18 protein-coding genes and 1 pseudogene are annotated in these 24,368 nt (G+C 70.0%); 6 read left to right on the top strand and 13 right to left on the bottom strand.

From position 1 onward, the window contains the following. Window positions 1–74: 74 nt before the first annotated feature. Entirely contained in the window at window positions 75–1,064 is a 990-nt protein-coding gene (locus tag IE272_RS07635) for a 4-hydroxy-3-methylbut-2-enyl diphosphate reductase (RefSeq protein WP_073957787.1), read from the top strand. Window positions 1,065–1,102: 38 nt separating this feature from the next. Next, window positions 1,103–1,852 carry a polyphosphate--glucose phosphotransferase gene (gene ppgK / locus IE272_RS07630; protein WP_050360669.1) on the top strand — a complete coding sequence of 250 codons (750 nt, stop codon included), beginning with the start codon at window positions 1,103–1,105 and terminating at the stop codon, window positions 1,850–1,852. 91 nt (window positions 1,853–1,943) lie between these two features. Here ppgK and IE272_RS07625 read toward each other — a convergent pair whose 3' ends face one another. Next, window positions 1,944–2,519 (bottom strand): DUF6542 domain-containing protein, encoded by a 576-nt coding sequence (locus tag IE272_RS07625; RefSeq protein ID WP_190006566.1) that lies wholly within the window; start codon window positions 2,517–2,519, stop codon window positions 1,944–1,946. A 401-nt stretch (window positions 2,520–2,920) separates the two neighbouring features. On the opposite strand from IE272_RS07625, the gene ychF reads away from it, so the two are divergent. After that, on the top strand, window positions 2,921–4,009 hold the full coding sequence (ychF, locus tag IE272_RS07620; RefSeq protein WP_007446963.1) for a redox-regulated ATPase YchF: 1,089 nt from the start codon (window positions 2,921–2,923) through the stop codon (window positions 4,007–4,009). Window positions 4,010–4,142: 133 nt separating this feature from the next. Here the strand turns inward: ychF and IE272_RS07615 are convergent, their stop codons facing one another. From IE272_RS07615 to IE272_RS39460, 7 genes and pseudogenes are all read right to left on the bottom strand, one after another. Continuing rightward, a complete protein-coding gene (locus IE272_RS07615) occupies window positions 4,143–4,406 on the bottom strand; it encodes a type II toxin-antitoxin system RelE family toxin (protein WP_190006508.1) in 264 nt (87 codons plus the stop codon). Continuing rightward, window positions 4,399–4,665 carry a type II toxin-antitoxin system Phd/YefM family antitoxin gene (locus IE272_RS07610; protein ID WP_007446980.1) on the bottom strand — a complete coding sequence of 89 codons (267 nt, stop codon included), beginning with the start codon at window positions 4,663–4,665 and terminating at the stop codon, window positions 4,399–4,401. The genes IE272_RS07615 and IE272_RS07610 overlap by 8 nt, the downstream gene beginning before the upstream one ends. A gap of 335 nt (window positions 4,666–5,000) precedes the next feature. Further along, the gene (locus IE272_RS07605) at window positions 5,001–6,089 is read right to left on the bottom strand and encodes a hypothetical protein (RefSeq protein WP_308433844.1); all 1,089 of its coding nucleotides are present in this window, start codon (window positions 6,087–6,089) and stop codon (window positions 5,001–5,003) included. A gap of 53 nt (window positions 6,090–6,142) precedes the next feature. Continuing rightward, window positions 6,143–8,122, bottom strand: coding sequence for a hypothetical protein (locus tag IE272_RS07600; RefSeq protein WP_190006506.1), 1,980 nt, complete (start codon window positions 8,120–8,122; stop codon window positions 6,143–6,145). Further along, window positions 8,119–8,913: a toll/interleukin-1 receptor domain-containing protein gene (locus IE272_RS07595; protein ID WP_190006505.1), complete on the bottom strand. Its 795-nt coding sequence runs from the start codon at window positions 8,911–8,913 to the stop codon at window positions 8,119–8,121. The genes IE272_RS07600 and IE272_RS07595 overlap by 4 nt, the downstream gene beginning before the upstream one ends. Before the next feature lie 309 nt (window positions 8,914–9,222). Beyond that, window positions 9,223–10,323: an NsdA family TPR-like regulatory protein gene (locus IE272_RS07590; protein ID WP_506555324.1), complete on the bottom strand. Its 1,101-nt coding sequence runs from the start codon at window positions 10,321–10,323 to the stop codon at window positions 9,223–9,225. 26 nt (window positions 10,324–10,349) lie between these two features. Then, window positions 10,350–10,481 (bottom strand): annotated as a pseudogene (locus tag IE272_RS39460) (helix-turn-helix domain-containing protein); the annotation flags it as partial. 509 nt (window positions 10,482–10,990) lie between these two features. On the opposite strand from IE272_RS39460, the gene IE272_RS07585 reads away from it, so the two are divergent. The 3 genes from IE272_RS07585 to IE272_RS07575 all read left to right on the top strand — a co-directional run bounded on the left by IE272_RS07585 (window position 10,991) and on the right by IE272_RS07575 (window position 18,429). Beyond that, window positions 10,991–11,350, top strand: a complete 360-nt coding sequence (locus IE272_RS07585; RefSeq protein WP_056700872.1) for an effector-associated constant component EACC1 — start codon at window positions 10,991–10,993, stop codon at window positions 11,348–11,350. Beyond that, window positions 11,347–16,581 (top strand): caspase, EACC1-associated type, encoded by a 5,235-nt coding sequence (locus tag IE272_RS07580; RefSeq protein ID WP_190006504.1) that lies wholly within the window; start codon window positions 11,347–11,349, stop codon window positions 16,579–16,581. Before IE272_RS07585 ends, IE272_RS07580 begins: the two co-directional genes overlap by 4 nt. 1,341 nt (window positions 16,582–17,922) lie before the next feature. After that, on the top strand, window positions 17,923–18,429 hold the full coding sequence (locus tag IE272_RS07575) for a response regulator transcription factor (protein ID WP_157875641.1): 507 nt from the start codon (window positions 17,923–17,925) through the stop codon (window positions 18,427–18,429). A gap of 8 nt (window positions 18,430–18,437) precedes the next feature. On the opposite strand, the gene IE272_RS07570 is transcribed toward IE272_RS07575, so the two are convergent. Genes IE272_RS07570 through IE272_RS07550 form a run of 5 tightly spaced genes read right to left on the bottom strand, consistent with a single transcriptional unit; the run spans window position 18,438 to window position 24,319 of the window. Then, a complete protein-coding gene (locus IE272_RS07570) occupies window positions 18,438–19,469 on the bottom strand; it encodes a Gfo/Idh/MocA family protein (protein WP_190006503.1) in 1,032 nt (343 codons plus the stop codon). Then, entirely contained in the window at window positions 19,466–20,962 is a 1,497-nt protein-coding gene (locus IE272_RS07565; protein WP_190006502.1) for an NDP-hexose 2,3-dehydratase family protein, read from the bottom strand. Before IE272_RS07565 ends, IE272_RS07570 begins: the two co-directional genes overlap by 4 nt. Beyond that, the gene (rfbH, locus tag IE272_RS07560) at window positions 20,959–22,266 is read right to left on the bottom strand and encodes a lipopolysaccharide biosynthesis protein RfbH (protein ID WP_190006501.1); all 1,308 of its coding nucleotides are present in this window, start codon (window positions 22,264–22,266) and stop codon (window positions 20,959–20,961) included. The genes IE272_RS07565 and rfbH overlap by 4 nt, the downstream gene beginning before the upstream one ends. After that, entirely contained in the window at window positions 22,263–23,255 is a 993-nt protein-coding gene (gene rfbB, locus IE272_RS07555; protein ID WP_050360657.1) for a dTDP-glucose 4,6-dehydratase, read from the bottom strand. The genes rfbH and rfbB overlap by 4 nt, the downstream gene beginning before the upstream one ends. Continuing rightward, a complete protein-coding gene (locus IE272_RS07550; protein ID WP_079045324.1) occupies window positions 23,252–24,319 on the bottom strand; it encodes a glucose-1-phosphate thymidylyltransferase in 1,068 nt (355 codons plus the stop codon). The genes rfbB and IE272_RS07550 overlap by 4 nt, the downstream gene beginning before the upstream one ends. Window positions 24,320–24,368 lie beyond the last annotated feature (49 nt).

Genomic DNA, 24,368 nt, shown 5'->3' with positions numbered 1-24,368 from the left:
GTCATGGCTCACGAACGCACCGCGACCAGTCTCCCGATCCGGCCGTCCTCGCGCCTGTTCGCCACGGCCTTACGATGGGACGCATGACTGCAACTCCTGCCCGTCGTGTCCTGCTCGCCGCACCCCGTGGCTACTGCGCGGGCGTGGACCGTGCCGTGATCGCCGTCGAGAAGGCCCTGGAGCAGTACGGGGCCCCGATCTACGTGCGCCACGAGATCGTGCACAACAAGTACGTCGTGCAGACCCTGGAGAAGAAGGGCGCGATCTTCGTGGACGTCACCGCGGAGGTGCCCGAGGGCTCCATCGTGATGTTCTCCGCGCACGGAGTCGCGCCCACCGTCCACGCGGAGGCCGCCGAGCGCAAGCTCGCCACCATCGACGCGACCTGCCCGCTGGTCACCAAGGTCCACAAGGAAGCCGTCCGGTACGCCAAGGAGGACTACGACATCCTCCTGATCGGCCATGAGGGTCACGAGGAGGTCATCGGCACCTCCGGCGAGGCCCCCGACCACATCACGCTGGTCGACGGCCCCGAGGACGTCGCGAACGTCAAGGTCCGCGACGAGTCGAAGGTCGTCTGGCTCTCCCAGACCACCCTGTCCGTCGACGAGACGATGGAGACGGTCGACGCCATCAAGGCGAAGTTCCCCAACCTCCTCTCGCCGCCCAGCGACGACATCTGCTACGCCACGCAGAACCGCCAGATCGCGGTGAAGAAGCTTGCCGAGGACGCCGAGCTGGTCATCGTGGTCGGCTCCAAGAACTCCTCCAACTCCATTCGCATGGTCGAGGTCGCCCTGGACGCCGGAGCCCCCGCCGCCCACCTGGTCGACTTCGCCGACGAGATCGACGAGGCCTGGCTGGAGGGCGTGACCACGGTTGGCCTGACCTCCGGCGCCTCCGTCCCCGACGTCCTCGTCGACGGCGTCCTGGAATGGCTCGGAGAGCGTGGTTACGGGGACGTGGAGACGGTGAAGACGGCCGACGAGTCGATCACGTTCTCCCTCCCCAAGGAACTGCGGCGCGACCTGCGCGCCGAGGCCGCCGCCCTTTCCGCCGAGTAGCCGCGCAAGGGGCCCGGCCTGCCCGTACCGTGGGTTCCATGGAGATCTTCGGCGTGGACATCGGCGGATCCGGGATCAAGGGTGCTCCCGTGGACCTGGACCGCGGAGACCTGGCGCGGGAGCGCCACAAAGTGCTGACACCGCACCCGGCCACGCCCAAGGGCGTGGCCGACGGCGTTGCCGAGGTCGTAGGCCATTTCGACTGGACGGGCCCCGTCGGCATCACCTTCCCCGGGGTCGTCACGGACGGCGTCACGCGCACCGCGGCCAATGTCGACAAGGGCTGGATCGACACGGACGCCCGCACCCTGCTGGGCGAGCGGATCGGCCGGCCCGTCACCATCCTGAACGACGCGGACGCGGCCGGGGTCGCCGAGATGACCTTCGGCGCGGGCAAGGGCCGCGCGGGCACGGTCATCATGCTGACCTTCGGCACGGGCATCGGCAGCGCGGTCTTCACCGACGGCCGGCTCGTCCCCAACACCGAGCTGGGCCACCTGGAACTGCACGGCCACGACGCGGAGAAGCACGCCTCCACGAAGGCCAAGGAGGACGAGGACCTGAGCTGGCAGCACTGGGCGCACCGGGTCCAGAAGTACCTGCTGCACGTGGAGATGCTGTTCTCGCCCGAGCTGTTCATCATCGGGGGCGGCGTGAGCCGCAAGGCGGAGAAGTTCCTGCCGCTGATCGAGAAGGTCCGGGCCGAGATGGTCCCGGCGCAGCTTCAGAACAACGCGGGCATCGTGGGGGCGGCTATGGCGGCGGGCCAGGCACACGACGAGAGCTGAACGGGACGGACGGCATCAGGGGCCCGCGTACCGGGGGCGGCGCGGGCACTGGCACTGGCGGTGACAGCGTCGCGGACGGGTCGAGACCCGCTCAGGGCCGCTGAGGACGACGGGCAACCGCCCCCGCCCCGCCTGCCCCGCCCGCCCCGGCCCGTACGGGCTTCGCGGCAGCGGACGCGGCGGCGGACCGGGGCGCCCGCTCGGGGGCAGGGGCGCCACCGCGCCCCTGGGCCAGCACATACCGACGCCGGGCCCGCATCTGGCGCACCTTGCGTACGGAGGCGATGAGCCCAGCGATCAGCGTTCCCCCGTACAGCCAGCCGGCGTGCACGGCGAGGGCGGTGACGAGGCCCATGATCTGCCCGCCGAGTCCCTCGGACCCCCCGGAGATCGGGAAGACCCCGACGGCGAAGGCGATCGGCACGCTGATCGGCGCCGTGACCAGGTCGGCGGGCCTGACCCAGAGCGCGGTCAGAGCGCTGACGGGCAGGAAGAGCAGCCCGTAGACGAGCTCGGAGCTGTCGAACAGCAGCCGGTCGACGCAGGCGAGCACGAACATGGTGAGGGCGGCGAACAGCCCGGCCCCGATCCCGGTGAGCCGGGGGTTGGGGAACCGCCGCAGCGCGAGGACCACGGGCGGCACGCTGCGCACCCGTACCCGGTACACGGCGGAACTCTCACCGGCGGAACCACCCGGCGCCGGCGGGGTGGGCGCGGCCTGCGGGGGCTGCCTGCGCTGCGGGGGACGTGTCCTGTGCTGCTCCACCTGCACAACGTAGGTCGCGGGGGGCGGGGAATCAGGCGTTGGACACGCCCTTTGGCCGACCTTGGCGTTGCGTTCGATGTCACACGGCCGAAAGCCGCACTGTTCGGACGGGTGGGGCGGGCCCGGGGCACCGAAGGGTCCGCACCGGCGGGAGGGGTCCGTAAACCGCACTGTCCGGACCCGCGGGGCAGCCCCGTAAACTGGAGAATCGGTCCCACTCCGGGACTCGGCTGACCCGGCCTGAACAGCCGAGCCGGACCCGGACGCCCCTGACCCCCTCCTCACTCCAGGAAGTCGCCAAAGTGTCGCTCACGATCGGAATCGTCGGTCTGCCGAATGTCGGCAAGTCGACCCTGTTCAACGCCCTGACCAAGAACGACGTGCTGGCGGCCAACTACCCGTTCGCCACGATCGAGCCGAACGTCGGCGTGGTCGGCGTCCCGGACCCGCGCCTGAACAAGCTCGCGGAGATCTTCGGCTCCCAGCGGCTCCTCCCGGCGACGGTGGACTTCGTCGACATCGCCGGTATCGTCCGGGGCGCTTCGGAGGGTGAGGGCCTGGGCAACAAATTCCTCGCGAACATCCGCGAGTCCGACGCGATCTGCCAGGTCATCCGGGCCTTCAAGGACGAGAACGTCGTCCACGTCGACGGCAAGGTCTCGCCGAAGGACGACATCGAGACGATCAACACCGAGCTGATCCTCGCCGACCTCCAGTCCGTCGAGAAGGCCGTCCCGCGCCTGACGAAGGAATCCCGCCTCCAGAAGGAGAAGGTCGCGGTCCTCGCCGCGGTCGAGGAGGCCCAGAAGATCCTGGAGTCCGGCCAGACGCTGTTCGCCGCGGGCATCACGGCGGCCACCGAGAAGGGCCGGCTCCTCCACGAGCTGCACCTGCTCACCGTCAAGCCGTTCCTGTACGTCTTCAACGTCGACGAGGACGAGCTGGTCGACGAGGACTTCAAGAACGAGCAGCGCGCCCTGGTCGCCCCCGCCGAGGCGATCTTCCTGAACGCCAAGATCGAGTCCGAGCTGATCGAGCTCGACGACGACGAGGCCCTCGAACTGCTCCAGTCCATGGGCCAGGAAGAGCCCGGCCTCGCCACCCTCGGCCGCGTCGGCTTCGAGACCCTGGGCCTCCAGACCTACCTCACGGCAGGCCCGAAGGAAGCCCGCGCGTGGACCATCAAGAAGGGCGCCACGGCCCCGGAGGCGGCCGGTGTGATCCACACCGACTTCCAGAAGGGCTTCATCAAGGCGGAGATCGTCTCCTTCGACGACCTGGTGGAAACCGGCTCGGTCGCCGAGGCCCGCGCCAAGGGCAAGGCCCGCATGGAGGGCAAGGACTACGTCATGCAGGACGGGGACGTGGTGGAGTTCCGCTTCAACGTGTAGCCGTGGGCGTGCTGTGCGTGAGGTGATTCGTCAAGCGTGCAGATCGGAAGGGGGCTACCTCCTCGGAGGTGGGCCCCTTTCACTTCCCCGTGCTGGACGGGTGCTGGATATTCCGATCTCCTGTCAGAGTGATTCAGCTGTCGTAGACCGTGGAGCGGTGTCCGACGCGAATGACCCACACGACCAGTTCGCCGTTGTCGACGGTGTAGATGACGCGGTAGTCGCCGACTCTGAGGCGGCGGCGCTCGGGCTGGGAAACGAGCGCGGTGGTATTGAAGCCGAAGGGGTCGGCTTCCAGTTCCGTCAGTTTGGTCAGGATGCGGAGCGCGGCGTCGCGCGGGACCTTGCGGAGTTCGGCTCGGGCTTCCGGGTGGAAGACGGTGCGGTACTCACTCACTTCGCGCCAGCGTCTCCTTCATGACGTCCTCGATCGGGATGCCGGCAGACCGGGACGCCATGCGCTCGTCGATGAGGCGGTTGATCTCGCGCTCTTCCCATTCCTGGTACTTGCGGAGCACCTCGATGGACACGACGGCGGCGACTTCTTTGCCTCGTCGCGTGATGACTGTGGGTGTGTCGTCGCGATCGGCGCGTTCGACGACCTCGGCCAAGTGCGCGCGGACGTCGCGGATGGACTCTATGGGCATCTGCGTCATGCACTCAAAGGTACCGAATGTCTCATGTGTACACAACGGCTGCCGTCTCTGGCGGGCCCGGGACGTGCGGGATGACTGTTCCCCGTGCTGGACGCGTGCTGGACGGGACCTTCAGGGCCAGTGTTTCCGCAGGTGGGAGCCTGTATTCAGCGTTCCGCTTCAACGACTGAGCGGATTGCGCCACCACGTGAATGACCTATCAAATGTGCAGGTCGGAAGGGGACTGGTCTTTCGAGGTCACCTTCCGACCGGCGCTGTCTGACGGCAGGAGGGAGAGAGCCTTCTGCCGCGGCATGAGGCCAAAGCGAGCCTCGGGGAGCCGACCGTCTACCGGATCAGTTTCCGACCTCGTCCTGTGTGCGGGGTTCGGCGTGCCGGTGCGTGCTGTGCGAGGGGTCCCAGAAGTGTTGAGACGTCATGTCGCCCTCGCCCGTCTCCCACTGGCCTCCGCTCCTTCCGCTCGCGTTGCCTTCCGCCGCCCAGGGGGTGAACGCGTCGGCATGCGGGTCCGCGGCTGTGTCGGTGTGCGGCGGGCCCTCGGGGGCCGGGGATCGGGGTGGCCAGGGTCCTGTGGTGTTTCCCTCGTCCGGAGCCTCGCCTCCTGGCCCCTCGTCGGGGGCCAGGCCAAAGGCTCGCCCGATCTCGTCGGCGGCCTCGTTCAGCCCCTCCGTATGCAGGGACCGCATCACACGGTGTACGAGCACCGTGTACCCGTCCATGTCCGGCTTGAGGCCCGCAGCCGTCAGCAACAGGCGCAGCCGATCCGAGACCCCCACTTCCTCCTCGCGGTCGAACACTTCCCCTCCTGGGCCGCCCCCGTCCCACGGCGGCCCCCCGACGGTCGCCTCGCTCCGTGCACCCGTGGGCGGAACGAGCAGGTGGCGGAAGAGTTCGGGCACCTCCTCGTCCTTGCGAAGATCGTTCAGCTTCCGCAGGCGCTCACGGTCGGCGGGGGCGAGGGTCAGCGTCACGTCGGCCGCCCAAGCCTTCACCCGTTCGTTCCGGTCCGGGAGCAGGATGCCCAACTCGCCGTCCAGGAGGTACTGCGCGAAGCTCGCCCGGCCGGGTTCCTCATGGCGGACGACCTCCCTGGCCCGGCTGACGACCGAGGCGGCGGCGAGGGCCGGGGAAGCGCTGTCGGACCGGCCGGCGTGATCGAGAACAGGCTTCCACCACACCGTGGCTGTGAAGAGGAAGTCGTAGCCGTCCATCGCGCTCGGCAGCGGTGCGTCGATCACCTGTGTCTCCTGGTACGGCTGCTCCACCGGTGCCGCAGATGGCTCGGGTTCCCCGGGCTCGTACGGGTCGGCCGACGCGCGGCGCCCGCTGAGGACCGTCATCACGAGCAGCAGAGAGCCCGAGGCCGTGACCGTGGACATGAAGCCCCACAGCCACGCCGACCAGTGCAGGACATTTCCGAGCACAGCCGGTGCGAGGCCGCAGAGAGCGATGAACAACAAGATGGAAGAACGGTGTCTCATCGTGCCTCTTCCGTGGTCCGTGGTTCGGCGGTCGTACGCTCCGTACGGCCGTACTGCGCGTGGTCGATGTACTGCCAGAAGAGGGCGGCGACCGCAGCCTGGGACGGGTGACGCGCGGATGCCGTCCAGTCGCAGGCGATGGCGTAGAGCCGGTGGAGGGCAGCCGCACGGCCGCGCGTCGCCCCGACCATCACGTCCAGCGCCATCTTCTGTGTACTGTCGACCGCTGCGGCGTTCAGCCAGCTGCTCACCAGAGGGTTCCAGTGTTCCGTCGGCGGCTGGGAGAACACCGCCTCCCAGCCCAGGAACAGGTCCGGCCACGGCGGCGGAACCGGTGCCCGGCCATCTCTCAACAGCTCGGTGAGCAGCTGGAGATGGGGCTCTGACCGGTGCGGCTCCCGACGCGCCCGGTCCCGCAGGCGGTCGATCAGCAGCCGGTAGAGGCGGCGGTCCTGGCCGGCAAGGTCGAAAAGCGCCTCCCGGGCCTCGCACGCCGCCTCTCCTTTCCGTACGGCGAGGTAGTGGAGCCGTACCACCGCCTGGTCCGGGTGCGTCGCGCCGAGGCTCTGGATGCAGGCTGTGGTCAGGACACGGGCGAGACCGTCCGACAAGGAGCCGGGTCTCACGACGCATTCGTACATCCGCTTGCGGAACCAGCCCCCGAACCTCTCGTGGCCGAGACCGAGTTCGAGGGCCACCACGGCCCGCGGGTCGCAGGGTGTTCCGGTCGCGCGGTCCGCCCAGCGTGCCACGAGGTCGAAGAGATGGTCGGGCCGCCCGACGGCCAGGGCTCGCTCGCCGAAGCGGACGACGACGTTCAACTGATCGTCGGTGGTCAGTCCGCGCAGCCCGGCGGCTCGGCCGATCCAGTCCCTGAGATCGTTGCGTACCCCGGGGAAGTTCGCCCAGAAGTACGTTCGTACCGCGTCGGCGTAGGCCAGGCGGTCGAAGCGGAGCCGTCCGTCAGGATCCCGCTCGATCCCGAGCCCCGCCAACCGCTCTCCGAAATCCGTCCGCGCCAGCTCGGTCGTCACTTCCTCCTCGTGCCTCACCGTCTTCATCAGACCGTGCCACGCCTCGTAGACGGTGTCGGCGGGCGCTTCCTCGAACATCGCCGTCGCGAGCAGCAGGGCCCGCTCGGGCGCGGTGCGGACCGCAGCCACCTGCCGGCCCACCTCGTTGGCACGGTCGGTCACCGCGTGCATCGCCTTGTCGAGCCATCCGGCGAAGTCGGCACCGAACCGGCCGCTGTCGCGAGCGGCCCTCACCAGTCCAGCGAGCCGCGCCAGTTCTCGCATGGGCGAGCGGTCGCACAGGTGGTGAAGTTCGGAGCTTCCCAGGTCCGCGGGGCGGAAGGGCATCCGGTCCATGCGGAGGTACCGGGTGACGACGGCCACGCCCCTGGGACGCCCCAGCCTCACCGTGTGCGGGTCGAGATCCGGCGGGTGGGCGTGCTCCATGCCCGACGGCAGGACGACGACCATGTGGGCCCCCACCTCCTGGACCTGTGACCGGCGCACGGCCAGGCGGCGCTGAGCCTTGTCGTACGTCTCCTCGTCGGCGATTCCGGAGAGGTCGAGGAGGAAGCGGTCTCCTCTACCGGGAACAAGCTGGCTCTCGTCCTCGCCCGTGCCGGGAAGCTCCTCGAACCGGATCTCCTCGTTGTCGGCACCTCGGTCCTCACCGAACCCGTGCAGCAGCATGATCGCCGCGGCACGGCGGCCGCTGCCGGGCTGCCCTTCCAGCAGCACCACCGATCCGGGCTTCTCCAGGCGGTCGGCGGCAACGCGGTAGCCCACCGGCGGAACGAACCGGTCGGCCAGGCGCGACCGGTCCTCGCGGGTGATCCGGAGGGACCCGACGCCTTTGCGGATCATCCAGTCCGCGCCGACGCCGTAGAACACGTACTGGTGCCCCTCGCCGTTGTTCACCGGGCCGCGAGGATCGTTGACGGTGACGCGGTCCTGCTCGGTCATCGCCCGTCGTCCGAGTGCCGGCGCTCGCGCTCGAAGCGCTGGTGGACCGTCCCGCTGTTGTCGCCCGCCGTGAACTGGACCCCGGTGTTGTCGCCCTCGAAGTGAGGCGCGTTGTACTGATGGCCCCCACCGGTGTTCACGGGTCCCTGCGGCTCGTTGACGAAGGTGCCGGAGAGGTCTCCGTTGAGGGTTCCAATGCCGCCGCGCACGCGCTGCTCGACGTCGCGCGTCCGCACCCTGGTGTGCCCGGTGTCCCGGGCCGGCTTTTCGCGGGACTTCACCTCCGACCGCTCCCGCACCGCACGGGCGTCCCGGTCCACCGCACCCAGTTCGGGCAGGAGCCGGGCGAGGGTGTCGCCGAGCGCCGTCAGGTCCGATTCGGCGTTGCGGTGGTCGAACCGCCTGTACTGACAGTCTGCCAGCTCCAGCAGATCGTCCGGAAGGACGGCGCGGTCGATCCGCGTGGCCTTCCCGACGAGCACAGGGATCACCAGGACCCCGCGGTCGAGCGCGGTCTGGATCTCGCGACGGGTCCAGTCCTGCTCAGCTTTGAGGGCGGGGCTGCCGTCGGGGCCCCGCACCTCCGCCCAGCGCGGGCCGATAACGGCGAGAAGAGCCTCGCACTCCTCCACGGCCCTGACCAGTTCCGCCGGGAAACGGCTCCCGGGCTCGATCGAGTTGCTGGCGAAGAAGATCCGCTCGTCGCCGAAGCGGCGGGCGAGTTCCCGAGCGATCATGGTCGCTGCGGACTCCTCGTCGCCTGTGCGGTAGTTGACGAAGACGTCGGGCATGGAGGTTCCCTTCGTGAAGGAAGACGGGGTGAACGGGCACGAGACTGTGGACCGGGGCTCCGGACCGCCCGGGCCCTGGGATCCCGGCCGTGGGAACGCGGCACGGCGCATCCACGGGAGTGCGTTCGGATGGAGGCGACGCGTCCGGCGCGTCACTGGTCGCGGGCAGCCGGAGGAAGCCGGGGACGCGATGCGGCGCGTCGAGCGGTGATCAGAGGATTCCGCCGGAGACCGCGGGATCCGGAGGGCCGGAGCCGGGTATTCCGGCGAGCGGGTCGGCTCGACCCCGTGCCGGTCGTGAAGCGTCTGTCAGCTGTGTGCGGGGGCGAGTACGCGTGCCAGCGCGGGCTGCAGATCACGTACGGCTCGACTGCTCCGGAACCGTGAGAGCTCCCGTGCGAGACGCCGGATGTCGCTGTTCACGGTCGCCGAGGGCACGGCCGGCATCACACCCAGGAGATCCTTGGCGATCGCGCACGCGTGCTCGACCTCCCCGGAGGCGGCATGGGCCAAGGACCGGCGGAAGCCGTACCGTGCGCGGGTACGCAGCGCGTGCGGAGGGAGGCGGCGGCACTCCCGGTCGAGTAGCTCGGCGGCGGCCTTGGGGCGGCCGAGGTCGTGCAGGCACCAGCCGGTCGACATCGCCGCAGGATCGCTCACATGGGTGGTGCCGATCACGGGCTCAGCGCCAGTGCGGGCGTCGTCGCCGGCGAGCAGTTCCCGCGCCCTGTCGAGGCTGCGGAGGCAGTCGACCTCGTTGCCGACCAGCGCGTGCCCCTGGGCCTCCCGCTGGGCTGCGAGTCCCCTTATGCGCGGCGGGAGTTCACTGCTCTGGGCGCGGCGTGCCAGGGCCACGGTGCCGGCGGCGTCCCCGCCGTACATAGTGACCAGGGCGCGTCGCACCAGTGCGTAGGAACCGAGGTACGGGTCACCCCCGGCGCGCGCCAGTTCGGCGGCCTCGCCCGTCCAACCGAGGGCTGCGTCGCTGTCCCCGGCCTCCTGGGCCATCCAGCCGGTGAACTCCGCGAAACGCGAGGCGAGCAGGAGCGCAGGAGTCCGATTGCTGGACCGGGCATCTGCGGCCAGCTCGGCGATCATGCGGGTCTGTGTCTCCAGCAGGGGCAGCAGGACCTTGGGTGCGGTGGACTGGCCGAGCTTGCGCAGCTGGTCGAACTGCATGCGGAAGGAAGGCAGCAGGGGTCGTCGGTGGCGGACAGCGCCCGACTGCCGAGATTCAGGCCGAGGTCGATCAGTGCTCCGGTACCCGCAGAGAGAACCGCCCGGCGCCCGACGTGCCAGCGGCCAGGACCACCGGGAGGTTCGGCGGTACCCGAGTCCGAGTCCGGGTCCGTCCCGGGTCGGACGACCAGGCTCTGCAGAGCGCCGTTCGCGCCGAAGAACGCGTCGCACCGCCGGGCCAGTTCGAGGGACGTGGAACGCTCCCCGCGCTCGACCTTGCTTATGTGTCCCTTGTCGTAGTTGAGCGCCGCGGAGAACTCAGTCAGAGTCAGCCCCGCTTCTACTCGTAAACGGCGAAGTTCTGGGCCAAAACGTAACGTCGTGCTCATCGTCAACCTCTCCTTGAATGGTGACTGCGAGAGCCGTCCGCTCTCACGGAAGCCGTCGTCCGACGACCGCCGGGCACACGAATCGCGATGACGAACACTTAATGTGACGACCTCGTCGCGATCTGCATCCGGAAAATGAGTCTGGCACGACGTGTCCCTGGAGAATCGGGGTTCGGCGGTGTTGCCTGTTGCCTCTTTCGTTCACCGTCGCTTCCAGCCCGCTTCCCTTCCTGGGGCCGGTCGTCGATGCGGGCTCGATTGCGTAGCCGTAGCCGGTCTCCTCGGGGGCTGTGGATGCTTCCGAAGTCCTGGTGGTCCGGCTGGGAGGCGAGGGCTGTGGTGGTGAACCCCCGTTCTCGGCGGTGATTGCGTCCCGACGCCGTCGTGCGTAAAGAGGGTGGCGTGGGCGATGTCGCCCGCGCGTGCGGCGGTCCCGTGCTTTCGGTCGAGTGCCTGCTGGTCTGTCCCCTAATATCGACGTCTGTGCACACACGGACGAGGGGGCCCGGATGCGTGTTCGCATCGAAAGTGACGGCGAGAAGCTGGCTCTGACGGAGCTTCAGGAGTGGCTTGCCCGTGATCCGAGGGCGCGGGCGCTGTCTGTCACCGCTGTTTCCACGCCGGGCCCCACCATGGGTGCGCTCGACGCGTTGGAAATCGTTCTGGGATCCGCCGGCGACATCGCGAACTTCGCTGTGGGGTACGCCGGTTGGCGGCTCGCGCGTGCCGGTGGTCGGGTTCGGGGGGCGCGCACCCTGACCTTCGGGAGGTCGACGGTCGACGTCAGCGGGCTCGATCCGGAGCAGTTGGCGGATCTGCTGCGTCGCCTGGAGGCCGGGGACGCGAACGACGACGCCGACCGGTCATGACCGAGCGGTCGGCCCCTGGGTCCCGGGCGGTCTTCTTAGGCATTCACGACTACGAGAGTCTTCCCGAGCTCGAAGGCGTCGCCAAGAACATTCCCGTACTCCTCGGCCAGTTGACCGACCCCGAGGTGGAGGCGCTCGGCAGGGGGGACTGCAACGTCCTCTCCGCCGACAGCACGCGGAGCGAGTTCTTCGAGGCCGTGTCCGCCGCCGCCGATGAGGCGGCCGACCTGCTTCTCATCTACTTCGCCGGGCACGGCCACTACTCCCGGGACGGGCAGGACCTGCTCCTCGCGACGAAGAAGTCCAGCCATCGGCATGGCTACCACTCGATCGAGTACAGAGAGCTCAAGGCGATCGTCGAGGCCTCTCGGGCACGGCACAAGGTCGTCATCATCGACTGCTGCTACAGCGGGCTCGCCGTACGCATGGGGGATGTTGCTCCTGCGCGGGAGGACGAGGCTTTCGCCATCGACGGGGCCTGCGTTCTGACGTCGGCCGCCGAGACCGAGGAGTCGATCTGCCTCCCGGACGGCAGCGTGTTCACCCTCGCGCTGGCGTCCGTGATCCAGGAGGGCATCGCGGGGCCCCTGGGCAGCGAGGGGCGCAGGGGCGAGGAGCAGAAGTACCTCCTGACCGGTGATGTGCTCAGGGCCCTCAGGATGCGGCTCCAGGGCAGGCTGGAGGCCGGGAGGGCGGTTCCGGAGCCCCGCATCGCCAGTCGCGGTGAGGGTGAGCGGATTCCGCTCGCCCTCAACCGGGCCTACACCGGGGAGAAGTTGGTCGCCGCGCCGGCGGGCGGGGCCGATGAACCCCCGACGGCGGGTGCCGACCCGCTGGCCTCGGTGATCGCCCAGGAGCGTTTCGTCAGGGGGCTCGGTGGGTTCGAGCGGAACCTCACCCCCGAATGTCTTCCCTACGTGTCCCCGGGGCCGGACCACGAGACCGAGCGGTCCCGGCTGTTCCGCCGGCTTCGCGACGCGGACGACCGGGGTGTGCTGCTGATCGGTGCGGCCGGCACCGGCAAGACCCGTACGGTCCTCGAGGTGGGGCGGCTGGCGCTGGACGAGGGGTGGCGTGTGCTGCACCTGCGTCCCAGCGGCAAGGAGGACGTCACCACGGAGATCATCCACCAGGTCCTGGCCGGGGACACCCCTGTCCTGGTGGTCCTGGACTACCTCAACCACTACTTCAGGAAGAACGACGACAATCCCCGGCTCGACCTGACCACCCTCCGCCACCAACTCCTGCCGGAGGCACGCCACAAGGGCATCAAGGTCGCCTTCCTCGCCACGGCACGTCCCGGGTGGTTGCGCAAGACGAACGAGATCCACCTGTACGAGCTCTTCGACGAGGTCGAGCTGCGGCAGGACGAGGAATTCCAGCGGCAGGTGGCGGAGCAGGCGCTGGCCAGGATGGCGCCCACGGCCATCGGCCGGTTCGGCATGGACCGGATGTGGGAGATCTGCGGCCACCGGCCCATCATCGCGCTGCTGGTCGCCCGTGAGGTGGAGCGGCGGGTCGCGGCCGGCGGCCTGCGGGACCTGTCCGGTCTGAGGGCGAGCGGCGAGCTGTCCTCCTGGCTGAGGAGCCGACTGGAGGAGGACGATCTCGCCGTCACGCGGCGCGAGGAGACCCGCCACGGGAGGACTGCCTTCCACCGGGTCTCGGCCTCCGAGCTGCTGGTGGCCGCCGCGGCCGCCGCGGCCGCCTGTCCGCAGGAGTACGCCGAGGTGGTCGCGACCGCGAAGGCGGCGCTGCCCCAGGCGTCGGAGGAGACGCCGGAGGCGGAGGAGGTGGTGGAAACCCTGCTCGACCTGGGCTGGCTGCAGCGCGAGGGTCCGGGCGGGACGGTGGCCACCGCGCACGACATCGTCTGCGACCACCTCATGGAGTCCGTGATCCTCCCGCCCGGCTCCCGCCGCCCCGACCGGCGGAGGACCGTGTCCCTGTTGGGCGGTTCCCTCATCGGCCCCCGGACGCTCGGGCGCTACGCGACGAACCTCGCCCGGCTGTTGAACGACCTGCCGGTCCCGTCACGGGACTCCGTGTCGGAACTGCTCGAACGCTGGTTCGCGGACAACTCCTCCACCATCGGCGACGTCATGCGCCGCGACGCGGACGCGGGCAGCTACGCCCTCGGGGCACTCGTGTACGGGCCGCCCTGGTCGCAGCCCGCCGTACGGGACTGGCAGCTCATCGCCGGTCCCTGGCTGGAGGAGTACGGCGACCGGGTCGTCGCCCGTCACCTGCTGCACAGCGGCCTGTCGCGGCTTCCCGCCGACAGCGCGGCCCAGCTCGTCCCGGCGGCACTGCGCTGGCTCGACACGTACGGCTGGCGGCAGGACGCCAGTTACGTCCTGGGGCCGCTTCTCAGCAGGACGGAACTCCCGGCCGAGCTGAGCCCGTCCCTGGAGAACGCGGTCGGCTGGCTGAAACTCCACAGCGAGTCCCCGGGAGCCCACTTCGTCCTGAGCGCCCTGCTCGCCCGCGGTGACCTCACCGGCTATCAGTCGAGGAAGGCCGTCTCGGCGGCCATGCGGTGGTGCGAGGCCTCCATGGCCGCACAGCAGACCGGAGAGGTGCTCCGGTCCCTACTGGGCCGGGCGGACCTGACCGATGCCGACGTGCGCCGCGTGATCGCGGGGGCCTACGTCTGGGTGGGCCACCACATCACCCTCGAACGCTCGTCGCAGACCCTGATCGCGCTGCTGAACTACGCCGACCTGCCACGCGAGGAATTCCGTTACGCAGCCCTGCTGGCGCTCCGATGGCTGGAGCATCACGGGGACACCCGGCGAGCCAACTGGGTCCTGCGGCCCGTGCTGGACATGCGGAGAGCGGGCAAGCCGCAGATCCGGCAGGCCGTCACCCACGCGCTCGGGTGGTTGAGGACGCACGCAGCGGCGAGCGACGCCGACTTCCTGGTCGGCCGGTTGCTCGACCGTGACGACCTCGTTCCCGAGGAACGGGAGCTCGTGGTCGGGTCCGCAGGACTGTGGCTGGAGGCCCATGCCTCGGAGAGGGACGCCGACTTCCTGATCGGCCGACTGCTGGAGCACGACGGCCTCGCTCCCGAGGAGCGGGAGCGCGTGATGGGATACGCCGACCTGTGGCTGGATGCCCACGCGGCCGAGGCCGACGCCAGTTTCACCTTGTCCAGGATGCTGACCCGTCGTGACCTCACCGACGAGCAGGCTCGACTGGCCATCGGGCAGGCGATGTCCTGGCTGGAACTCCACGGAGACGAGAAGACAGCGGGGTTCGTGCTGCAGCACCTGCTCAAGCGCACAGCCATACCCGCCTACGAGATCCGCCGGGTCGCCGCATTCGCCCACGACTGGCTGTCGCGGCACGGGGACTCCGCGGACGCCGGTTTCGTCCTGCCGGCTCTGCTGGCCCGGCCGGACCTCACGGACGATCAGCCGGAGCGGGCCATGGACTCGGCGATGTCCTGGCTGCGCGTACACGGCTTCCTGGACACGGCGGACCGCGTCCTGCAGGCACTTCTGCTCCGGGGCGATCTCCCTCCCGCCCGGGTCCGGTCCGTCGTCCTCCTGACGGCCCGATGGCTGGGACGCCACCGGGAGGAGAAGGGCACCGGCTACCTCCTCGGTGCGCTGCTCGCCCGCGACGACCTCACGGCGGAGGAGGCCGCGGCCGGCGTGCGGGAGGGCCTGGGCCGGCTCGAACGGAAGTGCCCCGCGGCTGAGACCCATCGCCTCCTGCCCGAGCTGCTGGGCCGGCCCGAACTCTCCCCCGAGCAGCGTGCCCGGGCCACCGGGTTTGCCACGATGCTGGAGCAACGGAACACCGACATCCGGGCCGAGGTCCAGAAGATCCGGAGGCTGTTCCAGGAGCGCGCGGCGCGCACGGACGAGGAAGAGGTGCGGCAGCTCGCCTCCGGGGTGGAGTGGCTCGAGGAGAACGCCGCCCGGGCGGAGGCGCTCCCCCTGCTGATCAACGTGCTGGAGCACCCCGTGCTGCGGGATTCCGGGCCGGTGGGGGAGCTCACCGGCAGGGCCGTCGCGGCGGCCCTTGCCTGGCTGGAGGCGCACGGGACGGATGTCACCGCCACGCGCCTGCTCCAGTCACTGCTCGGGGTGCCCGGGATGACGGACGCGCACCTCGGCGACGTGGTCGCGTACAGCCTGCAGTGGCTGGTGAGGCACGAGAATCATGCCCGCGGCCGCTATCTGCTGCAGCCGCTCCTTTCCCATGCCGGTCTGGATGACGACCAGTTCGACGCCGGAGCCCTTCTGGCCATCGGCTGGCTGCGCGACCGGGGCACAGAATCCAGGGCGTCCTTCCTTCTGGAGAGTCTGCTGGAGTGCTCCGGGCTCGTGGCGGAGCGGGTGCGTGACACGGTCGCGCTCGCCCGGACGTGGCTCACCCATCACCGCTCGCTGGCGGAGGCGGGGTTCGTCCTCAAGCCCTTGCTCGTCAGGAACGATCTGACGGACAGTGAGTGGGAGTGGGTGCTCGCGGAGGCGATGGACTGGGTGAGGGATCACCGGAAGAGCCGTGCGGCGCGGCGCGTCATGACCGCGCTCGCCGAGCACCACCGCATCGGCGCGGCCGACCGCGAAGAACTGATGACCACGGGCATCGCCTGGCTGGAAAGCCACAGTCATTCACCGCAGTCGCCCCAGACGCTGCGTTCGCTGTTCGGACCGACGCACCTGAACGAGGCCCAGGCCAGGAGGCTGGTCGACTGCGGGCTGCGCTGGATATCCCAGCAGAAGCCGGCAGACACCTGGCAGATGCTGGGCGTTCTCGCCGAGCGCTCGGACCTGCCGCCCGACCGGGCCGCGGCCGTCGAATCCCTGGTGAACGCCCGCGTGTCGGCCGACCCCACAGCACTCGATGTGCGCTGGGTCCTCGAACCCCGCCTGGCGCGCACCGACATCACCCTGGCGCAGCGCACGAAGGCCATCGCCTGGTCGTTCGCGTGGCTGGAGCGGCACATGCCGCAGTGCGATGCTCACGTGCTCCTCGGCTCTCTGCTCGCGCTGGAGGACCTCTCCACGACCGAGAGGGGCCGGGTGGTGGAGTGGTCGATCGCGTGGCTGGAACACCACCACGCCGACGGCACCGCAGGGACGTTCGCCGTACAGGGGGCCGAAGAGCTTCTCGGCGTGCTTCTTTCCCTGGAGCTCGATGCGGCGCAGGTGCGGCGGCTTGATGCCCACCTCCGGGAAACGGACGGCGCCGGGCGGGAGAGCGTCGGGTGAGCCGACTTCGGCCCGCCGACTCCGTGAAGGTCCGGCATTCGGGTATGTCGGCGGGTAAATGCGCATAGAGGTGCTCACGACGAATCGTCGGCGCACTTCAGGGGGTTCAACGCGGTTTCGGCCACGGTCGACCGCGAAGCGTGGTGATGGAACCGATCGTCGGGCATGGTCGTCGATTCTGGATATCTCCTGGAGGCCCGGGGCTGAGAAGTGCGGGTGTCGGGGCACCGGGGCGAGGGCGCCCGCCGGGCGCCTGAGGAGTCGCCGAGGACCCGCGAACAGGCCTGTGAGCAGGTCCGTGAGCCGGGGGGAGGTTCTTCTTCGCAGGTCACCCTTGAGGTCTTTACTCAACCTAGACCAACCTCTTACTTCTCCTTGCACTTGGCCTGGATTCACCTTTACGCTTCGAAGGGAGCGATCGCATTGGAGCCGGCCGATGGCCTGGAGCGAATGTTGAGGGTGGGCATGCTGGTGGTCGTTTGCTTCGGGGGCGCCGCGTCGACGCATGAGGATGCTCACGCCGGTGGCTTGATTGTGCCGGGTGGTCATGGGGGGTTGAGCCTCGACGGTCCGGACGCCGAAGGCGTCTTACCGATACAGCACGTCACGGAAGCCGTGCGGGTTCGATGGATCAATGAACCCGCACGGGACGGGCGGGCCGACCGGGACCGGCGGGCCTTCCCCCGGCGTCGGCGACCGCGTGACCGGTGGGTGCCGGGCCCTCGTCGAACCCCGCTCCGCCACCACGTACGGTCGCGCCACCCGTCCCGCGTCACGAGTACGCGGAGGGCCCGGAGTGCGACCGGTGTCGACCAGGCGCGATCGCCCGGCCAGAGGTCTGAGTGAGGGGGCGTGCGCGATCCGGCCCCCGGGTGGCGCGGGTTCCTGCCGAGCGGTTTCCTCGGTGGAGGAATATCTGGTGCGAATAATGCGTCTTCGACGCGGCATCCCGCCATATCGGGATTGAGGCCGGCCATGCGGCCGCCGAAACATCCGGAACGTCCACCTCCTCTTGGGGTGGGTGCTCAAGGGGTGTTCGAAGTCTTTCGAAAGTTCAAGGCCGTGCCTATCATCTAAGCGACATCCAGGGGATCTTTCGCCAGGCCGACCGGTTGGCGCTCGACGTCCGCACCGCTGGCCTGACCAGGCCTTCCGGGGACTCGAGGGTGAAGCCTCAAGTTCACGCACGAGGTGTGACCTGGTGGAATTTCCCTTGCATTGACGCAAAACGGGGGAATGGTAATGAGTACGCGTATTCTCGTCGCGGGCGAACACGTCATATACACGGAAGCGCTCGCTGGATTGCTGAATCAGATTCCTGGATTTCGGGTGGCGGGGGTCGTGAGCTCACACCGCGAATTGGTTCCCGCGATCCGCAAGGCGTCCGCCGGCTCTCTGGTCCTGGGCGGAGTGACCCCGTACGTGCTGGAAACGGTTCACGAAGTGCGCAGCCATGTGCCCCACTGCGGGATCACCCTCATCGCCGAACAGCCCGGGCAGGTGGCGCTGGTCAAGGTGCAGGAATCCGAGATGGTGAGCGTCATCTCGCGAGGAGCCCGGCTGAATCAGCTGATCGGCACCATCCGCAGCATGCAGGCGAGACAACAGGACCTCAGGGGGAGCGAGAGACCGGCGGACGGCTCACGCCCGGTCGCCGACCTCCTGAGCCAACGCGAGCGTGACGTCCTGCGCTCCACGGCGACCGGAGCCTCCGTCAAGGAGATCGCCCGCGAGTTCTATCTCGCCCCCGGCACAGTGCGGAACCTGACCTCGTCGGCCATCAAGAAGCTCCAGGCGCGCAATCGGTACGACGCGGCGCGCATAGCGGAAGAACTCGGAAGTATCTGAACTGCCCGTCAATCCAACGGGGTTAGGGCCCGGGGGGTCCGTCCTGTGTGCTCGGGCCGCGCCGTGCGGTGAACTGCCGTGCTGCTGAGGCTGATCGCCTCCAAGAGTTCCGCCTGGCGTTGGATCTCCGGTGCCGGACGCGCGCGGGTACGGACCGCGTGGGCGAAGGCCGTGACAGCGTTGCCCGCCTGGTCGTCCGCGGGCAGGGGGAGCCGGGTCAACGCCCCTGCCCGTTCGAGATGGAGGACCGGTTCGTGGTCGGCGGGCGGGGTGAACGCCCGGTCGACCGTGATCCGTCCCGTGCTGCCCCAGAGCGTGTACGTACTGCGGTAGGTGTGGTCGAGGCCGTAGCCGAGCTGGAGGGCGAGTCCGTCTCCGCCGTCCAGCAGCGCCGTACCGGCCGTGTCCACCGCGTCCGACGGGCCCCGCCGGGCGGTGGCGCCCACCAGCCGCGGGCCGGGGTCCGATCCCAGCAGGTCGAGCGCCGCCCGCAGCGGATACACGCCGAGGTCCCACAGGGCCCCGCCGCCCAGTGCGGGGTGGTAGCGGATGTCGGAGGCGGGCCGGCGCGGCACGGTGAACGCCGCGTCGAAGGCCTGGAGCCGCCCGATCGCCCCGTCGGCGACGTGCCGCATGACCGCCCGGTGCTGGGAGTGATGGACGAACAGGACGTTCTCCACCAGGGCCAGGCCTCGTGAGCGGGCCAGCGCGCACAGTTCGGCGGCGTCCGCCCCGCTCATCGCGGCGGGCTTCTCCACGAGCACGTGCTTGCCCGCGCGCAGTGCTGCACCCGCCCACTCGGCGTGCATCGATGCGGGCAGCGGCAGATAGACCGCGTCCACGTCGTCGTCGGTCAGCGGCTCGGCGTAGTTGTCGGCGGCCCGGCAGCCGTACTCCCGGGCCAGTTCTGCCGCCCTCGCCGGGGCCCTGCTCGCCACGGCGACCACGGTGACGTCGGCGGAGGCCCCGAAGGCGGGCAGCATGCGCCGCCGGGCGAACTCCGCGGTGCCGAGCACCGCGATCCGTACCGGCCTGCTCATGACAGCCTCGCCGCACCGGAGTTGAGGACGGCGAGCAACGTGCGGGCCTGGACGGTGACCTGGTGGCCTCGGCCTGTCAGGGCGCCGAGCTGGCCCGGCGTGATCCAGAGGTGGTCCGGCAGCGGGGTGGGCAGGGCGCTGTCGTCGACGCCGTCCAGCGACACGAAGAGGCAGCGGCTCTCGGCGTGCAGGAACCGTCCTCCCTCCTCGGAGTGCACCGCCGCGTAGCGGACGCGCGCGCCGTCGGCTGCCCGTACGACATCCGCGTACGCCGGGTGGTCGCCGTGGCCGTCCGGTGTGTGGCACACGGTCGGGCCCACCTCGACGGTCTGCGGCAGTCCCGCCTCCGCGCGGGCGTGGGCCAGCAGATGCGGCACACCGTCGAAGTGGCGGAACAGGAACGCGCTGACCCCGGGGGCGCACGGTTCGAACAGCGGCTGGGTCCAGCTGCCCACCTCCCGGCCGTCCGCCTCGACCGCGACCGCGACCACGCGGAAGTGGCGGTCGTCGGTGCGGCGGATGGCCTGCTCGTCCCGGAGCCAGCCCCGCACCCGGGCGAGCCGCACGGGCTCGGCCGTGAGCCGGGAGCGGGAACGGGCGGCACCGAGCCAGGACGACACCTCGGCGTCGGTGTGCCGGGACGGCCGCGGCTCTGCGGTGGTCGGCAGGCAGGCCAGCACGGTTCTGGTGTCCATGTTGACCACGTTGTCCAGCCGCAGGAGCTCGCCGATCTGGCCCAGGGTCAGCCAGCGGAAGTCCGGTTCGGCGGCGGGGTCCTCGGCGACCTCGTCGGCCGTCTCCACCACGACGTTGCGGTTCGACTTGTGCAGGAACCACTCGCCGTGCTCGGACTGCAGCGTGTCGGTCAGTGGCCGGGCGCGGCCGGGCTCGGTGAAGAACTCCAGGAACCGCACGCCCGAACCGCCGTGCACCCGCTGGTAGTTGCTGCGGGTGGCCTGCACGGTCGGCGACAGCTGGAGCATGCCCCGGTTGCCCGGCTCCATCTTGGCCTGGGCCAGGAAGTGGAGTACGCCGTCGAACTCCTTGGCGAGCAGGCCGAGTACGCCGACCTCCGGCTGCCTCATGACCGGCTGCTCCCACGGAGCGCCGGGCCGGTCCGCGTCGTGCACGCGCATGCCCTCGACGGTGAAGAAGCGCCCGCTGCGGTGGACCAGGTTCCCGGTGTCCTCCTGGAACGACCAGCCGTCCAGCTCCGCGAACGGGATGCGCCGGATCCGTGTGCCGTGGGCCCTGCGGCGTTCCGCCAGCCACGCGACGATCTCGCCCGTCGTGGTCCGGGCTCCGGTGGCCGGGCCGGTGGCGGCCACGGAGCGGGCGATCCTGGCCGCCAGTCCACGCTGCCTGTCCCGCCCGCCCTCCTGGCTCAGCCCGTGATGCCCGCGCTGCCCGCCCAGTCCGCCCAGTCCGCCCAGTCCGCCCAGTCCGCCCGGTCCGGTCGCCGCGCCGTGCGGCCGGGAGCCGTCGACTCTCACCGGCGGCCTGCCACGAACTCCCGTACCGAGGCGATGACGTAGTCGGTCATCTCGTCGGTGAGGCCCGGATAGACCCCGGTCCAGAACGTGCGCTCCGTGACGATGTCGCTGTTGGTCAGTTCGCCGACGACGCGGTGGGGCTGCTGGTGATAGGCGGGCTGGCGGGTCAGGTTGCCCGCGAACAGGCGGCGCGTACCGATCTTCCGCTTCTCCAGGAACCCGGTCAGCTCCCCGCACGTGAACGGGGCATCGGGCCCCACCGTCATCACGAATCCGAACCAGCTCGGGTCGCTGCCGGCAGTAGCCTCCGGCAGCAGGAGATGGCGTACGCCGTCCAGGCCCTCACGCATCCGCCGCCAGTTGTGGCGGCGCGCCGCGATGAACCCGTCCAGCTTCCGCAGCTGTGACAGGCCGAGCGCCGCCTGCAGGTCCGTCGACTTCAGGTTGTAGCCGACGTGGGAGAAGATGTACTTGTGGTCGTAGCCGGCGGGCAACGCGCCGAGCTGGTGGTCGAAGCGCTTCAGGCAGGTGTCGCTGTGGCCCGGTTCGCACCAGCAGTCCCGCCCCCAGTCCCGCAGTGATTCGACGATCCGCGCGACCTTGAGGTCCGAGGTCGTCACGATGCCGCCCTCGCCCATCGTCAGATGGTGCGCGGGATAGAAGCTCACGGTGCTGATGTCGCCGAACGTCCCGGTCAGCCGCCCCCGGTAGGTGGTGCCGACCGCGTCGCAGTTGTCCTCGACGAACACCAGGCCGTGGTCCGCCGCGAGTCGGGCGATCTCCTCGACCTCGAACGGGTTGCCGAGGGCGTGCGCGATCATGATGCCCCGGGTCCTGGGCCCGATGGCCGCGGCGACGCGGTCGGCGGTGGTGTTGTACGTGCCGAGCTCGATGTCGACGAAGACCGGCACCAGCCCGTTCTGCAGGATCGGGTTCACCGTGGTGGGAAACCCCGCGGCGACCGTGATGACCTCGTCGCCCGGCAGCAGCCGCCGTTCGCCGAGCTGCGGGGAGGTGTAGGCGGTGAGCGCCAGCAGATTGGCCGACGAACCGGAGTTCGTCAGATGGGCCTTGCGACGCTTCAGGAGCCGCGCGAACTCCGACTCGAAGCGCTTGGAGAGCGGCCCGGCGGCGATCCGCAGATCCAGGGCGGCCTCCACCAGCGCCGCGCGGTCGTCCTCGTCCAGGACGGCGCCGGACGGCCAGATCTCCGTGGTGCCCGGCACGAACTCCCCGGAACCGCGCACGCTCTGGTGGTGCTTCCGCGCCTCTTCCAGGACCCGTGTCCTGTGCTCGTCGTTCACGACCGGTCCTCCGTGTCCGCTGCCTGGCCCTTCGCGGCCCGCCACCACGCCGTGTTCTCCCGGTACCAGTCGACGGTGGCGGCCAGTCCTTCGTCGAAGCCGACCCGTGGCGTGAACCCCAGCTCGGTACGGGCCTTGGACCCGTCCAGCGAGTAGCGCAGGTCGTGTCCCTTGCGGTCGGCCACCTGCCGGATCATGGACCGGTCCGCGCCGCACAGGGCGAGCAGCTGCTCCGCCAGCTCGATGTTGGTCAGCTCGTGGCCGCCGCCCACGTGGTAGATGCCGCCCGCGATTCCCTTGGTCAGCACGAGCTGGACGGCCCGCGCGTGGTCGTCCACATGGATCCAGTCGCGCACGTTCCGCCCGGAGCCGTACAGCGGGATCGGCTCGCCCTCCAGGAGGTTGGTGGTGAAGCGCGGGATGGCCTTCTCCGGGTGCTGGTACGGGCCGTACGTGTTGGAGCAGCGCGTGATCGACACATCGAGCCCGAAGGTCCGCCAGTAGGCGCGCACGGTCAGGTCCGCCGCCGCCTTGGAGGCCGCGTAGGGGGAGTTGGGCAGCAGCGGCGACTCCTCGTGCCAGGAGCCCTCGTCGATGCTGCCGTACACCTCGTCCGTGGAGATGTGCACCACCCGCTCCACCCCGGCGTTCAGGCAGGCGTCCAGGAGGGTCTGGGTGCCCACCACGTTCGTCCGGGTGAAGACGGCGGGGGCGTCCAGCGACCTGTCGACGTGCGACTCGGCCGCGAAGTGCACCACGGCGTCGTGGCCGGGCAGCAGCTCGTTCAGCAGCGGCGCGTCGCAGATGTCGCCCCGGACGAGACGCAGCCGGGGGTGTCCGATCGGAATGTTCTCGGCGTTGCCCGCGTAGCTCAGCTTGTCCAGCACGGTGACGTCGGCCCGCTCGTAGCCCGGGTACCCCTGCGCCAGCATCGTCCGGACGTAGTGCGAGCCGACGAAGCCGGCCCCGCCGGTGACCAGAATCCTCATCGGGTTCCTCCTGTACGGGCGCCGTTCGCAGCCAGTTCGGTGGGCAGTGGCACCGGGGGCGAGTCGGAGCCGATCCGCATCGAGCGGCCGATGAGCAGGTCGCTCGCACCGGTCCGTTCCGTCACCCACGCGCCGTCCATCACGATGGAGTTCTCCAGCTCGGTGCCGCGCAGGACGCAGTCGCCGCCGATCGATGTGCCCGGTCCGATACGGCAGTCCTCGACGCGGGAGCCGGGGCCGACGATCACCGGCCCGGTGATGACGGAGCGCAGCACGGTGGCGCCCGGGGCGATGTGCACCGGGCCGGTCAGCCGGCTGGCGGCGTCGACCGTTCCGTGGACGCCCCGGGCCAGGCTGTCCAGCAGACGCCGGTTGCAGTCCAGCACGTCCTCCACCCGTCCGGTGTCCTTCCAGTAGCCGGTGTATTCGCCGGCCGTGACCGAGCCTCCCCGGTCGACCAGCCACTGGACGGCGTCGGTGATCTCCAGCTCGCCACGTGCGCTCGGGCCGATCGCGGCGACCGCCCGGTGGATGGCGGGGCGGAAGAAGTAGACGCCGATGAGCGCCAGGTCGCTGAGCGGCAGGCGCGGCTTCTCCACCAGCCGTCGGACCCGGCCGAGGGCGTCCAGCTCGGCCACCCCGAAGGCGCGGGGGTCGGCGACCCTGGCCACCACCATGTGCGCGTCGGACCGGCGGGCCCGGAACTCCTCGGCCGGCCCCGCTATGCCGTCCTGCACGACGTTGTCGCCGAGGTACATCACGAAGTCGTCGTCGCCGAGGAACGGACGGGCGATGGCCACGCAGTGCGCCAGCCCCAGCGGCCGCTGCTGCGTGAGGTAGGTGATCCGGGCGCCGAACCGCGATCCGTCGCCGATCCGTGCCGCGATGTCGGGTCCCCACGCGCCGACGACCACACAGATCTCCCGCACGCCCAGCGCGCGGAGGTTCTCCAGCACGTGTTCGAGTACGGGTTGGTTGGCGATGGGTATCAGCTGTTTGGGCATGGTCTCGGTGAACGGCCGCAGCCGCGTCCCGAGCCCTCCGGCGAGTATCAGCGCCTTCATGGGCGTTCCTCCCGTGGAGCGGTGCGGGCCGGGGCGCGCGGGGGGCGTG

It is taken from the genome of Streptomyces anulatus (assembly GCF_014650675.1).
Lineage (GTDB): Bacteria > Actinomycetota > Actinomycetes > Streptomycetales > Streptomycetaceae > Streptomyces > Streptomyces anulatus.
Note: the sequence above shows the minus strand (reverse complement) of the source record. Positions and strands in the feature narration are given on the sequence as shown.

Excerpts from the sequence above, each read along its gene's own strand:
- IE272_RS07580 (WP_190006504.1), top strand. The coding sequence starts at position 11,347 with ATGACCGAGCGGTCGGCCCCTGGGTCCCGGGCGGTCTTCTTAGGCATT.
- IE272_RS07635 (WP_073957787.1), top strand. The coding sequence starts at position 75 with ATGGGACGCATGACTGCAACTCCTGCCCGTCGTGTCCTGCTCGCCGCA.
- IE272_RS07570 (WP_190006503.1), bottom strand. The coding sequence starts at position 19,469 with ATGAGCAGGCCGGTACGGATCGCGGTGCTCGGCACCGCGGAGTTCGCC.
- IE272_RS07610 (WP_007446980.1), bottom strand. The coding sequence starts at position 4,665 with ATGACGCAGATGCCCATAGAGTCCATCCGCGACGTCCGCGCGCACTTG.
- IE272_RS07550 (WP_079045324.1), bottom strand. The coding sequence starts at position 24,319 with ATGAAGGCGCTGATACTCGCCGGAGGGCTCGGGACGCGGCTGCGGCCG.
- ppgK (WP_050360669.1), top strand. The coding sequence starts at position 1,103 with ATGGAGATCTTCGGCGTGGACATCGGCGGATCCGGGATCAAGGGTGCT.
- IE272_RS07595 (WP_190006505.1), bottom strand. The coding sequence starts at position 8,913 with ATGCCCGACGTCTTCGTCAACTACCGCACAGGCGACGAGGAGTCCGCA.
- rfbB (WP_050360657.1), bottom strand. The coding sequence starts at position 23,255 with ATGAGGATTCTGGTCACCGGCGGGGCCGGCTTCGTCGGCTCGCACTAC.
- IE272_RS07585 (WP_056700872.1), top strand. The coding sequence starts at position 10,991 with ATGCGTGTTCGCATCGAAAGTGACGGCGAGAAGCTGGCTCTGACGGAG.
- IE272_RS07600 (WP_190006506.1), bottom strand. The coding sequence starts at position 8,122 with ATGACCGAGCAGGACCGCGTCACCGTCAACGATCCTCGCGGCCCGGTG.